Source organism: Arthrobacter sp. efr-133-R2A-63 (assembly GCF_030209795.1).
Taxonomy (GTDB): domain Bacteria; phylum Actinomycetota; class Actinomycetes; order Actinomycetales; family Micrococcaceae; genus Arthrobacter; species Arthrobacter bambusae_A.
In genome coordinates, this window is record NZ_JARVRG010000004.1 from 141,791 (window position 1) to 155,319 (window position 13,529).

Genomic DNA, 13,529 nt, shown 5'->3' on the forward strand with positions numbered 1-13,529 from the left:
AGCGTCTGGGGACAATAAACCCCGGATCGCGGTCCCGGGCCCGCGAACGAAGTGCGCTACGGGAGGAGCTCGAAGGTGATTTGGCGGGTGGCAATGTCCGCGTGAAGCAGTTTCACGCGGACCTTCGTTCCGGACTCCATTTCGCCATCGCAACGAGCGGTGACCGCGGGCTCGGCGATCTGCACGACACCGTAGGGGCCGTGCTGGGCTCCGTTCCCGTTGCCGTTTCCGTTGTTGCCGTTGTGGCTGTTCCCGTTGCCGTTTCCGTTGTTTTTGGCGGGCTTCGATCCGGAAATCACCACGGCGTCGAATTCCTGTCCGATGTGGTTGACAAGGAGCGCTGCCTCCACCGTGTCCAGGGCCAGGTGCTCCATTTTCGCGGCCAGCTGGTCGGATGACGCCATGATCTCGGGCAGGCTCGGCAAAGCGTCCCGGGCCCATGCTGGTATCTCGGTTCCATTGCTGAGCGCCTCGCAGATGACCAGGACAAATCGATCGACCAGGCGGCGCAACGGAGCGGTGGTGTGGGCATAGGGTGCCCCGATGGCGGACTGCATCACGCTGTCCGGGACCTCGCCGTCGAAAGGCGTGTAGCCGGCACCACGGAAAAGCAGTCCCGCTGAATGGAGGATGGCCAGTTGCCGGGGGTCCTTGGCATCGAGGCTCCGCAGGTACTCGCCATAGCTGGTCCCTTCGGTCCAAGGTTTGCCAAGCGCCCCGGTTTGCCGTTTGAAATGGAGCAACGAACGCTCATCGGGGGCGGGCATGGTCCGTAGGATTCCCACTTTGCCGTCGAGCATCAGCTGGGCGGCTGCCATCCCGGTCATGAGCGAAATCTGGGCGTTCCAGTCCTCCACCGGCAGCGAGGGAGCTGCGACGATCCTGTAGCCCTCGCCGTCGGGCAGCTGCACGATTTCCTGCTCAGGCATGTTCAGGCTGGCTCCGCCGCGGCGGCGTTCGAGTTCCACCCGCTTGAGTCCGACCTCCTTGAGGAGATGAAGGACGGGATCGGCCGCGCCGGAATCGATCTCCGCCTGCACGCCTTTGTAGTCGAGCTTGGCGCGGCTGCGTACGCTTGCCCGACCCACAGAGACAGTGCGGAACTCCGCTTCGGCGTCGAGTTCGAAGTCCCACACGAACGCGCCGCACGTCTGGCCGGCCAACAGGCTTCCGGCGTGCTCGCTGATGATCTCGGGGTGCAGCGGTATGCGGCCGTCCGGGGCATAGTACGTTTGCCCGCGGTGGCGGGTTTCGGCGTCGAGCGCTCCTCCCGGGGGCACGAAGGAGGGCACATCGGAGATGGCGTAGAGGACCCTGTAACCATCGCCGGACCGGTCGATGAAGAGCGCCTGATCGAGATCCGTGGAAGAGGCCGGGTCGATCGTGATGAACGGAACGTCCGTGAGGTCCTGCACCGGCAGGGTGTGTCCGGAAACCGCCGCTTCGGCGTCGCGCAGCGCTTCAGCGGGATAGCCTGCAGGCAGCTCGAGTTCAGTCCGAAGCGCCGCCAGTGCTTCCGCGAGCTGGTTCGACGTTTCACTGACATTCGGGGCTATCCGCTGATGTGACACGAAAGTCAGGGTAACTCCAAAATCTTTCGGCGTCTCGCTAGGCCGCAGCAGCGTCAAGGGCGGCCAGGAGTGCCTGGGCTGCCGCCGTCGGATCCTCCGCCTCGGTGATGGCGCGGACCACTACGATGCGGCTTGCACCGGCCTCCACTACCTCTTCGACGTTGCCCAGATCGATGCCCCCGATCGCGAACCAGGGGAGCACCACACCGCCGACTGTCTCAGCGTCTGCCTGCTTCACGGCGTTGGCGGCGTACTTCACCAGATCGAGCCCGACGGCGGAGCGTCCCGGCTTGGTAGGGGTGGCCCACACCGGCCCGACGCAGAAGTAGTCGAGGCCGCTGCGGCCGGGGGACGCGGCGATGGCCGCGTCGATCTGTTCCGGCGTGTGCGTGGAGAGGCCGATGATGGTGGGGTCGTGGAGCAGCTTCCGGGCCGAGCGCAGCGGAATGTCCTTTTGGCCGATATGGAACACCGGTGCGCCGGAGAGGGAGGCTATGTCCGCCCGGTCGTTGACTGCCCAGAGACGGCCGTGACGGTGCGCCACGGATTGCAGGATTTGCAGGAGTTCCAGTTCCTCGGCGGCTTCAATCGTCTTGTCACGCAGCTGGATGATGTCCACGCCGCCCTCGAATGCGGCATCGACAAATTGCTCAAAATCACCCTGTTGCTTGCGGGCGTCGGTGCAGAGGTACAGGCGGGCGGTGGTGTGGACATCGTGCTGGGTCATGGAAACAGAGTAGTTCCTCTAAACTGGGCTGGTACCGCGGGAGCCGCGGCGGCGGTCACAATCGCCGCGCGGCTGAGAGGGCTTCAGCGCCGACCGCTTGACCTGATCCGGCTAGTACCGGCGTAGGGAAGGACTCCATGGAAGAAGCAAACACCCGGAACGGGCCCCTCCACGCGGATGTCGCGGTGATCGGGGGCGGTGTCATTGGCCTCGGCATCGCGGGGGAAGCCCGCAGATCCGGCCGTTCGGTTGCCCTCATCGATCCCGCACCGGCCAGCGGCGCTACGTTCGCGGCAGCGGGAATGCTGGCGCCCGTCAGCGAATTGCACTACCAGGAAGAGGACCTCCTGGAGCTCATGCTCGAATCATCGGCGTTGTGGCCGGGCTTCGAACGCAATGTGACCGGCTCAAGCGCCGGGCGCGGCACGGGTTACCGCACGACGCCGACCCTCGCCGTCGGTGCGGACGCCGCGGACCGCCGGGCGCTCGCCGACCTTCGGGACGTCCAGCTCGCCCATGGCTTGGTGGTGGAATCCGTTCCGTTGCGCGAGGCGCGGGAGCGCGAGCCGCTCTTGAGCCCGCAGATTTCCTGTGCTTTCGATATCCCGGGCGATCACCAAGTGGATCCGCGCCGGCTCTCGGCCGCGATTCTCGCCGCCTTGGCAAACCACCAGCCCGGCGATTCGAGCTGGATCGCGGGGGCAGAGGACGGGTTTGCGGTCCACGACACTGCGGCGGGCCTCCTGTGGGAGGACGGGCGCGTCGTCGGGACGGTGCTCGGCTCGGGCGCCAATGTTCTCGCCACGGAAACAGTAGTAGCCAACGGACTTGATGCTGCCCGCTTGAACGGCCTGCCGGATGGATTGTCGCTGCCATTGCGTCCCGTGTACGGCGACATACTGCGGCTGCGCGTCCCGGAGCATCTGCAGCCCCTTGTCACCGCCACCGTCCGTGGGATGGTGCGCGGAGTGCCCGTGTATATCGTTCCGCGCGACGACGGGACCGTGGTGATCGGCGCAACGCAACGCGAAGACGGTTTGTCGGCGTCCGGGGGAGGAGCCAACCCTGTGTCAGCAGGCGGCGTGTATCAATTGCTCCGCGACGCCCAGGTACTGGTTCCGGCTGTCGCCGAACTGGAGCTCCTCGAAGCGACCGCCCGTGCCCGCCCTGGCACACCGGACAACGCACCGCTGTTGGGCCGTGTCGAAGGTCGCGAAGGAACCGTGCCCGGCCTCATCGTGGCCAGCGGCTTTTTCCGGCACGGCGTGCTCCTCACCCCTGCAGCGGCGAAAATCTGCGTCGGACTCATGGATGGCACCGTCGATCCGCGGTGGAACAAATTCCGCCCGGACCGCTTCTCCCGCCCGCTGTCTGCAGCAAGGGCATCCACAGGCGGCCCGTCGGCCGACACCCCACATCCCCTTCCGAAGGACCACGCATGAACATCAAATTGAACGGCGCAGACCACACACTGAGCGACGGCGCGTCCGTGACCACACTCGTCAGCCACATCACCGGACGGGTTGTGGACCCCAGCGGCCAGGCGGCCGACGGACGCAAGATCGGCGTCGCCGTCGCACGCAATTCCGAAGTGGTGCCGCGCAGCCAGTGGGCTGCCACCGCGCTCGCAGAGGGCGACGAACTCGAAATCGTGACCGCAGTACAGGGAGGCTGAACCATGACCACAGCAAGCACTCACGCAGGAAGCACCCGAACCGACGCCCTGGTAATCGATGGTGTTGAGTTCGGCTCGCGCCTCATCATGGGAACCGGCGGAGCCCCGAGCCTGGACGGCCTGGGAGCAGCCCTGTTGGCCTCCGGCACCGAACTCACCACCGTTGCCATGCGGAGGTACTCACCGACGGAGACAGGTTCCCTGTTCCAGTTGCTCGTGGACCACGGCATCCGTGTCCTGCCCAACACTGCCGGCTGCTTTACCGCCAAGGACGCTGTCATGACAGCCGAACTTGCCCGGGAGGCCTTGGAAACGGATTGGGTCAAGCTGGAGGTCATCGCCGACGAGCAGACGCTCCTGCCCGATGCCGTGGAGTTGGTGGATGCAACGGAGAAGCTGGTGGACCGCGGCTTCAAGGTCTTCGCCTACACCAACGACGACCCCGTGCTGGCGCTTCGGCTGGAAAACCTCGGAGCAACGGCGGTGATGCCGTTGGGCGCGCCTATCGGTACCGGCTTGGGCATCCTGAATCCCCACAACATCGAGCTCATCGTGTCCCGGGCTTCCGTGCCGGTAGTGCTCGACGCCGGCATCGGCACTGCGTCCGACGCCGCACTGGCCATGGAGCTCGGTTGCGACGCCGTGCTGCTGGCCACCGCAGTGACTCGCGCGCAGAACCCGGTGCAGATGGGCGAGGCCTTCAAACACGCGGTCATCGCCGGTAGGCTGGCGAAGCAGGCGGGCCGCATCCCGCGCCGGGAACACGCGCTGGCGTCATCGGCCATGGAAGGCCGGGCAGAGTTTCTCTAGCGGGTTTTTGCCGGCCGTCGGCGGATTCGTGTGAATCCCCTGTCAGCGAAGGAGCCCCCCATGGCCGGCAAGGATGACATCCTCACCAAGTCCGCGATCGACGACGCCTTGGCGGATCTGCCGGACTGGCGGTACCGCCTGGGCAGCCTCGTCACGGTCTATAAATGCCCGACGTCGGCGGCGGCACTCGAGCTGATTGCCGCCGTCGGGCAGATCGCCGAGCAACAGAACCACCACCCGGACCTGGACTGGAGGTACAACCGGGTGTCGATCCGCTACACCTCCCACGACGCCGGGAGCGAAGTAACCCAACGCGATGTCCGGGCAGCCATGAACGTCAGCCGGGCAGCCAAGGAAGCCGGGGCAGTGGCGCGACCCGAAGCTCTGCCGTGAGCCGGTTTGTCCGCGACACGCAAACAGAACGGCGACGCCCGGATACAGGAGTCGCCGCTCTGTTTGAAGTGTCGCCGGCCCGTGCGAGCAGCCCCAGCTAGAGCCGCAGGGCCGCGGTCAGCTGGGCAGTATCGTGCCGGGCCCGGTGGTGGCCCAGGAAGTACGAGGCCACCGCGGCCGCCACGGTACCCAGAACGATGGGCAGGACCCAAGGGATCCACGTCACGCCAGGCTGGTAGCCAAAGCCAAGTTGGATGAAGATCATCCAACTCAGCATGGCGACGGCCACCGAAACGCCGGCGGGCAGGGTGATTCCGTACGTGCCCCGGCGTTTGTCAGTTCCCCAGACAATGAAGCCCGAGGCGATGGTGGCTAGCGCCACGATGACAAGTGAGAGCATGCGGACTCCTGGCTCGCTGGTGTTCTGGTGTAAAAGCTTAGAGCGCGCCGAAGCCGACCCGGCGTACTTCCTCGGCACCGATCTCAACGTATCCGAGGACGTTGCCGGGAACGATGACCTGACGGCCCTTTTCATCGGTCAGGCGCAGGTCCGTGCCGTTGGCAATGGCCTCGCTCACGATCTTGGCAACAGCCTCGGCGTCGAGAGCGGACTCAAGCGCGATCTCACGGCCAACATTCTGAATGCCGATCTTTACTTCCACAGCGGGGCCTCCCAGCCAATCAAAAAATTACTCAGTCCTCTATTTGTAGTCTAGGACTCTTTCGGGAAGCGACTGATTCCGCGCCAAGCTAAACGGTAGATCAGGTCGCTGGCAACATCGAGGTCCAAATCGCCGTCGGTCTCGAGCCAATACCGGGCACTGACCTGCGCCATTCCAGCCAGGCCCCGGCCCAGCAGCTGGGCCTCCAGCGGGGGCAGCTTGGTGTCTTCGGCGATGACCTTGGCGACGGCGTCGGCAAAAGTGCGGTTGAACGTCTCCAAACGCGAACTGACGTCCGGGTCATTGATGAGGTCGGATTCGAAGACGAGCCGGTGCGCTTGGTCATCGCCTGCGATGAAACGGTAGTAGGCGCGCATGACTGCCTGGACGCGTTCCTTGTTGTCCGACGTCGAATTCAGCGCCGTAAGCATCTGGTCCGTGAGCGTGGCCAGGTGGCTGTCGAGGAGTGCCATGTAGAGCTCCCGCTTGGACGGGAAGTGTTGGTAGAGCACCGGTTTGCTGACATGGGCTGTCTCGGCGATTTCGTCCATCGCTGCACCATGGAACCCGTTGGCAACGAAGACTTCCAAGGCGGCGTTCAAGAGCTGGGCCCTGCGCTCATCGCGTGGCAGCCTGGCCGAACGCGGCGAACCGGTCCGATCCTGCCTGACCTGTGCCTCCTGTTTGATACGTGCACTCTCAGCCACTTGTCTGCCGCCTTTCCTTTGCAGTTATGACCACAATACTGCGCAGTAATATGACCGGGCGGCAGCGGCAGGCATACTTTGGAGTATGGCCACTATTTTTGCTGCCCAAACGTTGCCGCCCTCTCCTTCTTCGACACTGCCGCCCCTCGTGGAACCGGCGGCGGAACTGACCACCGAAGAGGTGGAACGGTATTCGCGCCACCTCATTATTCCCGAAATCGGTGCGGCCGGTCAGCGTCGGCTCAAGAATGCAAAAGTCCTGGTGATAGGTGCAGGCGGACTGGGCTCTCCGGCTTTGCTGTACCTCGCCGCCGCCGGCGTGGGGACGCTCGGAATCGTGGACGACGACGACGTCGACCTCAGCAACCTGCAACGCCAGATCATTCACGGCGTAGGAGATGTGGGACGGCCGAAGATCGAATCGGCACGGGACGCGATCAAGGAGCTCAATCCACTCGTCAACGTGCAACTGCACAACGTCCGCCTGGACTCCTCCAATGCCTTGGAGATTTTCTCCGGCTACGACCTCATCCTGGACGGGGCGGACAACTTCGCCACCCGGTACCTTGTCAACGATGCCGCGGCGATTCTCGGCAAACCGTACGTCTGGGGATCGATTTTCCGCTTCGACGGCCAGGTCAGCGTGTTCTGGGAGAAGCACGGGCCCAGCTATCGCGATCTCTACCCCGAGGCCCCTCCTGCCGGCTCGGTCCCGTCCTGCGGCGAGGGCGGCGTGTTCGGCATGCTGTGCGCTGCTGTCGGCTCGCTCATGGTGACTGAGGCAGTCAAGCTGATCACCGGCGTCGGGCGCTCCATGCTGGGACGGGTGGCGCTCTTTGACGCCCTCGGCGGCAGCTGGCGCGAAATCAAGGTTTCGAAAGACCCGGAGGCCGAACCGATCACCGAATTGACCGATTACGAAGCGTTCTGCGGCATCATCCCGGCACCTGCGGGGGACTCGGTTCCGACGGTCACGGCCACCGAACTTTCCGGGATGCTCGAGGCCCGCGCGGCAGGGGAACGCGACTTCGAACTGGTGGATGTCCGCGAGATCGGTGAACACGAGATCGTGAGCATCGACGGTTCGGTGCTCATCCCGCAGGGACGGATCCTGGCGGGGGAGGCCTGGACGGAACTGCCGCAGGACAAAGAGATCGTGTTCCACTGCAAGGGCGGCACCCGTTCCGCGGCGGTGCTCGCGGCTGCACAGCGCGCCGGCTACACGCGCGTCAGCCACCTCGACGGCGGGATCCTCGCTTGGGTGCACGACGTCGAGCCCGGCAAACCCGTTTACTGAACCGACAAGCGCAGGTGAACATGAAAGGTCCCGATATGAGCGAGGAATCCATGACCACACCGCAACACCCCATCGGATCGGGTTTCGGCCACGGCTCCACGGCATCGGACGTTGTGGCGGGAGTGGACCTTCACGGCAAGACCGCAATTGTGACGGGCGGTTATTCCGGGCTCGGCCTGGAAACGGTGCGGGCCTTGTCCTCCGCCGGGGCCAAGGTCACGGTTCCGGCCCGGCGTCCTGAACATGCCAAGGAAGTCCTCGCCGCTGCCGGCCTTGCACCGGAGCAAGTGACGGTGGAAGCCTTGGACCTGGCCGATCAGGACGCAGTGAAGGATTTCGCGTCACGTTTCCTCTCATCCAACGAAACCCTGGACATCCTGGTCAACAACGCGGCCATCATGGCCAGCCCGGAGCAACGCGTGGGTCCGGGTTGGGAATCCCAATTCGCCACCAACCACTTGGGCCACTTCACGCTTCTCAACTCCCTGTGGCCTGCGCTGGCGGCTGCCGGTTCGGCCCGCGTCGTGGCCTTGTCCTCCACCGGGCACAAACTCTCGCCCATCCGTTTCGAGGACATCAATTTCGAGAACGGCTACGACAAATGGAAGGCCTACGGCCAGGCTAAGACGGCCAACGCGTTGTTCGCCGTCGAGCTTGACCGCCTGGGCCGCTCCTCCGGAGTACGGGCCTTCGCGGTCCATCCAGGCGGCATCATGACCGAGCTCCAGCGCTACCTTCCGCGGGAAGAGATGGTCGCGGCGGGATGGATGGACGATGCGGGCAACGTCAGGGAGGGCTTCAAGACTCCGGAGCAGGGCGCAGCCACGTCCACGTGGGCAGCCACCTCGCCGGCACTGGCAGGCATGGGCGGGGTGTACTGCGAAGACTGCGACATCGCCAAGCCCACGGACCCTGCCTCGCCGCTCGCGCGGTACCAAGGAGTGGATGCACACGCTGTGGATCCGGAAGCCGCAACAAGGCTGTGGGCCGTGTCCGCAGAAATGACGGGAGTCAACGCGTTCGCGTAGGGCCGGGGGGCTCGCGAAGCAGCGCCTAAGGACATGCTCATTCTTGGTGATTGCAGCCGGACATATTCCTGTTATGTCCAGTGCTGGTGATCAGGGGAGGGCATGCTCTGCGCTGGGCAAATCAGCACGGTGATTCGCGAGCCAGCGCCTAGGGACATGCTCATTCTTGGTGATTGCAGCCGGACATATTCCTGTTATGTCCAGTGCTGGTGATCAGGGGAGGGCATGCTCTGCGCTGGGCAAATCAGCACGGTGATTCGCGAGCCAGCGCCTCAGAGGGACATGCTCATTCGTGGTCGTTGCAGCCGGACATATTCCTGTTATGTCCAGTGCTGGTGATCGGGGGAGGGCATGCTCTGCGCTGGGCAAATCAGCACGGTGATTCGCGAGCCAGCGCCTCAGAGGGACATGCTCATTCGTGGTCGTTGCTGTTGGACATGATCCTGTTATGTCCAGTGCTGGTGATCAGGGGAGGGCATGCTCTGAGTGAATTCGAGCGTGGACAACGCCACCCGGGCCACGAGGGGACCCAGGCCGTGAGGGGACGCGCGGGCTAGGCGCTTTCAGCCTGCTGGGATGTTTGTTGGTGGTCGACAGGACACGAGGCCGCCGGTGATGCGGCCGGCTGTTCCACCTGGATGCCGTACAAGGCCTCGAGGGCTGCCACGTAATCGTCTTGCTGGCCGTTGGCGGCGAGTTCCCGTGCGCGGACCGTGGGGATGTGGAGCAACTGCTTGACCATGCGGCGGAGGGCGAACTCGACCTCTTCGGCCGCAGCGGTGCAGCCATGCCGGGCCCGGACTTTCTCCATCTCGGCGTCGAGCACGTTCATCGTGTGGCGGCGCAGGGCCACAATGGCCGAATCGACGGACCGGGCTTCACGTTCCTGCTCGAAGGCCTCGGCCGCGCCGGACACAATGGTGCTCGCTTGCGCCAGCGACTCTGCTTGCTCCTGGGGCGCCGCGAGCCGCACGGATTCGAGCGTCAGGAGCTCGACGCCGTCGAGCTCGCCCACTGCGGGGTCGAAGTCGTGGGTGAGCGCGAGGTCGATCGCGATGAGCGTCTGGGTGGACAAAGCGCGGACCTTGGCAAGCTCGGCGGCCTCCACTCGCGTGTCCGACCCGCTGCAACCGATCATGACATCGGCGGCGGCGACGGCGGCAGGGAGCGTTTCGGCGTCGAGTGCGGTCCCGCCGCGGGTCGCCACGAAAGTGCCGGCCCGGCCGGAAGACGAGTACACGGAGACGTCGGTGCATCCACGATCGCGCAGCAGCGACATGGTGGCTCCGGCGTAGGCCCCGGTCCCGAAGACAACAACCTTCTTGGTGCTCCAGTCGGCGTTCTCCGAGAGGTCGGTGGCGAGGTCCAGGGCTACTGAAACGATCGACAGGCCACGGGAACCAAGAGCTGTCTGGGCCCCCACGTCTTTGGCCGTCTTGGAAGCGGCCTGGAACAAGCGGACCAGCCCGGAACTCGCGGTTCCTTCGTGCTGGGCAGTGATGAGGGCGCGGCGCACTTGGCCGGCGATTTCGCGTTCGCCGACAACGGCGGAGTCCAGCCCGGCGCTGACGGCGAAGAGGTGCCTGCTGACCTCGGGGCCGGTGCGGGTGCTGAAGGCGCGCGAGACGAGTTGCTCGTTGAGTCCGCTCAGGCCACTGATCTGCGTGACGAGCGCCGAACGGGCGGCTTCGAGGTTCTCGGCGTGGGGGGTTTCGCCGTAGATTTCGTAGCGGTTGCAGGTGGCCAGGACCACGGCACCGGAGACAAGTTGGGAATCGGCCAAAGCGGACGAGGCAACCTCGGATGAACCGTTGCTCAACTGAGCGACGGTCTCAAGATCGATGTCGGCGTGTGTAGCCACCAATGAGAAAAGAACCACAGCAAAGCCATCATAGCTTTTTCGGCGCCATGTAGAACAACGCGCGCCAGTGGTTCTCCGCACTGCCGGCAGTGATGCCCGTCACCCCGCAATGTGCGGGACAGGCTGTCGTTATCTTTTGACCCCGATCTTCGGCACAATCGAAGGCATGACTTCCAGTTCCGCACTGCCTCATTCTGTGTCGGCCACCGACATTTCCGGCACAGCCGCTTCAGGCCTTGATGCAAGCCACCCGCTGATGGATGGCCGCACCGCAGACTCCCCGCTGATCCAGGCTTATCGCGGAGGCAAGCCGTCCCGCCGTCCTGTGTGGTTCATGCGGCAGGCCGGCCGCTCGTTGCCGGAATACCTCAAAGTCCGTGAAGGCGTGGCAATGCTGGACTCCTGCCTGCGCCCCGAGCTCGCCTCCGAGATCACGTTGCAGCCGGTTCGCCGCCACGACGTTGATGCGGCCATCTTCTTCTCCGATATCGTCATCCCCCTCAAGCTGGCCGGCGTCGGCGTGGACATCGTCCCCGGCGTCGGGCCCGTGCTGGACAAGCCCGTCCGCACCGCGGCTGACGTCGCCGCCCTGCCTCAGCTGACGTGGGACGCCCTCGAACCGATCCGCGAGGCCGTCCGCCTGACGGTCGCGGAGCTCGGCACAACACCCCTGATCGGCTTCGCCGGTGCGCCGTTCACGCTTGCCGCGTACATGGTGGAAGGCAAGCCCTCCCGCGACCACCTCGGTCCGCGCACCATGATGCATGCCGATCCGGAGACCTGGACCGCCCTGGCCAATTGGGCGGCCGACGCCTCCGGCATGTTCCTGCGGGCGCAACTGGAAGCCGGCGCCTCGGCAGGTCAACTGTTCGACTCGTGGGCAGGATCCCTTGGGCTCGCCGACTACGCCAAGTACGTTGCTCCCGCTTCGACCCGCGCCCTTGACCACGTCCGTCATCTCGGCGCGCCGCTGGTCCACTTCGGTACGGGAACGTCCGAGTTGCTCGCCGCGATGCGCGACGTCGGCGTGGATGTCGTCGGCGTGGACTACCGGCTGCCGCTTGACGAGGCAAACCGTCGGCTGGGCGGCACAGTGCCCTTGCAAGGCAACATCGACCCGGCGCTGCTTTCCGCACCGTGGGAGGTACTGGAAGCCCATGCCCGTGAGGTGATCGCAGCCGGCTCCTCAGCCCCGGGCCACGTCTTGAACCTCGGCCACGGCGTGCCCCCGGAAACGGATCCCGCCGTCCTGACGCGGGTAGTGGAACTCATCCACTCGATCCCGGCAGGGTAGCCGGCATGCGCGGGGCACAAACACAGCCCGGACACGCACCTTCCGCAGATTCAGCAGCCGGCTTGGCCGCCGTCGTCGTGGGCGGCGGAATGTCCGGCCTGCTCGCCGCCCGTTGCCTGGCCAAGGCCGGGATCACCGTCACGGTGCTCGAAGCGGGCGAGGCGTGGGGCGGTTGCGTGGGAAGGCACACTGTCGGCGGCCTTGTGCTGGACAGCGGCGCCGAGTCCTTCGCGACGCGCTCCACCGCCGTGGCCGATCTCGCCCGCGATCTCGGGCTCGGCGGCAATATCGTGGCGCCCCATCCTGGAGGTGCCTGGGTGCAGTTGCCCGACGGCCCGCAGGAACTGCCGAAAACCGGAGTGCTCGGAATCCCGGCGAACCCCTGGGACCCGGAAGTCCGGCGGTCCTTGGGCTTTGCCGGTTCCCTGCGGGCCTCGCTCGACCGCTACCTGCCCGCATCCGTCGGCACCTCGGCCGCGGTCACCAGCGTCTCCTCCTTGGTCCGGGCGCGGATGGGCAAACGGGTGCTCGAACGGCTTGTGGCGCCCGTCGTCGGAGGAGTGCACTCCGCCGATCCCGGACTGCTCGACGTCGACATGGTCGCTCCCGGCCTGCGTGCGGCATTGCGCCAGCACGGTTCGTTGACCGCGGCGGTGGCCAGCCAGCGCGAGGCCGTGCCGAACCGCGACGGAAGCGGGACGGCGAAGGCGGGATCCGCCGTCGGCGGCTTGGAAGGCGGAATGAACACGCTTGTCACCGCCCTCGTGGCGGAGTTGCGTTCGCGGGGCGTCGCCCTCGTTTCAGGTGCCCGGGTGGATTCGATCACCCGCACCGAAAGCGGTTGGCAGGCTACCGCCGCGGGCACAACGTACGACGCCGGCCGGCTCGTGGTGGCGCTCGACGGTCCGGCCGCCGTCGGGCTGCTGGAGGGGGCGCTTCCCGAATTGTCCGCGCTGCGCCCCGCCGCAGGCCCGTTGGTGAGCCTGGTGACCTTGGTGGTGGACGTGCCCGAACTGGACCGGCGCCCCCGGGGCACGGGCATTCTTGTCGCTCCGCAGACCGAGGGGATCGAGGCGAAAGCGCTCACGCACGCCACGGCAAAGTGGGACTGGCTGGCGGAAGAAGCGGGCCCCGGAACGCACGTGCTGCGCCTGTCCTATGGGCGTGGCGAGGGGGTGGACTCTCCTGAGTCGGCGGCAGCGCAATCCGTCGCCTCACTCAATGACGATGCCTTGTTTGAGGCCGCGCTCCGCGACGCGTCGACCTTGCTGACTGTGCCGATTGTCCGTGAAGACGTACTCGATTGGGACGTCGTCCGTTGGGCGGGCGCCTTGCCGTTCGCCGCCGTCGGTCACAAACAGCGCGTTGCCGAAGTGCGCCGCGTCTGCGCCGAAGCCGAAGGATTGACCGTTGTGGGCGGCTGGCTCGCCGGAAACGGCCTGGCAGCCGTGGTTGCCGACACTTCCGCGCAGATCGACGCAGTCTTGTGAAATGCACCACTTCT

Annotated in this window: 14 protein-coding genes and 1 riboswitch; of the genes, 8 read left to right on the plus strand and 6 right to left on the minus strand. The window is 65.5% G+C overall.

The features are described from left to right. Positions 1-56 precede the first annotated feature (56 nt). Positions 57-1,571 carry an RNB domain-containing ribonuclease gene (locus QRN45_RS01315; RefSeq protein WP_078108320.1) on the minus strand — a complete coding sequence of 505 codons (1,515 nt, stop codon included), beginning with the start codon at positions 1,569-1,571 and terminating at the stop codon, positions 57-59. Positions 1,572-1,608: 37 nt separating this feature from the next. Beyond that, positions 1,609-2,298 carry a thiamine phosphate synthase gene (gene thiE, locus QRN45_RS01320; protein ID WP_284762234.1) on the minus strand — a complete coding sequence of 230 codons (690 nt, stop codon included), beginning with the start codon at positions 2,296-2,298 and terminating at the stop codon, positions 1,609-1,611. A 26-nt stretch (positions 2,299-2,324) separates the two neighbouring features. Continuing rightward, positions 2,325-2,444, plus strand: a riboswitch (TPP riboswitch). Here thiE and thiO point away from each other — a divergent pair. From thiO to QRN45_RS01340, 4 genes are all read left to right on the plus strand, one after another. Then, complete coding sequence (thiO, locus tag QRN45_RS01325; RefSeq protein ID WP_284762236.1) at positions 2,436-3,740, plus strand: glycine oxidase ThiO; 1,305 nt, start codon at positions 2,436-2,438, stop codon at positions 3,738-3,740. It overlaps the preceding riboswitch by 9 nt. Continuing rightward, entirely contained in the window at positions 3,737-3,973 is a 237-nt protein-coding gene (gene thiS, locus QRN45_RS01330; protein ID WP_264636661.1) for a sulfur carrier protein ThiS, read from the plus strand. Before thiO ends, thiS begins: the two co-directional genes overlap by 4 nt. Positions 3,974-3,976: 3 nt before the next feature. Beyond that, complete coding sequence (locus QRN45_RS01335) at positions 3,977-4,783, plus strand: thiazole synthase (RefSeq protein WP_284762238.1); 807 nt, start codon at positions 3,977-3,979, stop codon at positions 4,781-4,783. 60 nt (positions 4,784-4,843) lie between these two features. Beyond that, complete coding sequence (locus QRN45_RS01340) at positions 4,844-5,176, plus strand: 4a-hydroxytetrahydrobiopterin dehydratase (protein WP_264636660.1); 333 nt, start codon at positions 4,844-4,846, stop codon at positions 5,174-5,176. Between the two features lie 97 nt (positions 5,177-5,273). On the opposite strand, the gene QRN45_RS01345 is transcribed toward QRN45_RS01340, so the two are convergent. Genes QRN45_RS01345 through QRN45_RS01355 form a run of 3 tightly spaced genes read right to left on the minus strand, consistent with a single transcriptional unit; the run spans position 5,274 to position 6,545 of the window. Continuing rightward, positions 5,274-5,576 carry a hypothetical protein gene (locus QRN45_RS01345; RefSeq protein ID WP_241709997.1) on the minus strand — a complete coding sequence of 101 codons (303 nt, stop codon included), beginning with the start codon at positions 5,574-5,576 and terminating at the stop codon, positions 5,274-5,276. Between the two features lie 37 nt (positions 5,577-5,613). Beyond that, complete coding sequence (locus tag QRN45_RS01350) at positions 5,614-5,838, minus strand: DUF3107 domain-containing protein (RefSeq protein WP_059387503.1); 225 nt, start codon at positions 5,836-5,838, stop codon at positions 5,614-5,616. Between the two features lie 50 nt (positions 5,839-5,888). Beyond that, positions 5,889-6,545 carry a TetR/AcrR family transcriptional regulator gene (locus QRN45_RS01355; RefSeq protein WP_370873866.1) on the minus strand — a complete coding sequence of 219 codons (657 nt, stop codon included), beginning with the start codon at positions 6,543-6,545 and terminating at the stop codon, positions 5,889-5,891. Between the two features lie 85 nt (positions 6,546-6,630). Here QRN45_RS01355 and moeB point away from each other — a divergent pair, with 85 nt between their 5' ends. Then, the gene (gene moeB, locus QRN45_RS01360; protein WP_284762240.1) at positions 6,631-7,842 is read left to right on the plus strand and encodes a molybdopterin-synthase adenylyltransferase MoeB; all 1,212 of its coding nucleotides are present in this window, start codon (positions 6,631-6,633) and stop codon (positions 7,840-7,842) included. A 35-nt stretch (positions 7,843-7,877) separates the two neighbouring features. Further along, complete coding sequence (locus QRN45_RS01365) at positions 7,878-8,870, plus strand: SDR family NAD(P)-dependent oxidoreductase (RefSeq protein WP_241709995.1); 993 nt, start codon at positions 7,878-7,880, stop codon at positions 8,868-8,870. Between the two features lie 553 nt (positions 8,871-9,423). On the opposite strand, the gene QRN45_RS01370 is transcribed toward QRN45_RS01365, so the two are convergent. Continuing rightward, positions 9,424-10,749 (minus strand): glutamyl-tRNA reductase, encoded by a 1,326-nt coding sequence (locus QRN45_RS01370; RefSeq protein ID WP_284762241.1) that lies wholly within the window; start codon positions 10,747-10,749, stop codon positions 9,424-9,426. A gap of 148 nt (positions 10,750-10,897) precedes the next feature. Here QRN45_RS01370 and hemE point away from each other — a divergent pair, with 148 nt between their 5' ends. Further along, positions 10,898-12,025, plus strand: coding sequence for a uroporphyrinogen decarboxylase (hemE, locus tag QRN45_RS01375; protein WP_284762242.1), 1,128 nt, complete (start codon positions 10,898-10,900; stop codon positions 12,023-12,025). A gap of 5 nt (positions 12,026-12,030) precedes the next feature. Further along, positions 12,031-13,515, plus strand: a complete 1,485-nt coding sequence (gene hemG / locus QRN45_RS01380; RefSeq protein WP_284762243.1) for a protoporphyrinogen oxidase — start codon at positions 12,031-12,033, stop codon at positions 13,513-13,515. Positions 13,516-13,529: the final 14 nt, after the last annotated feature.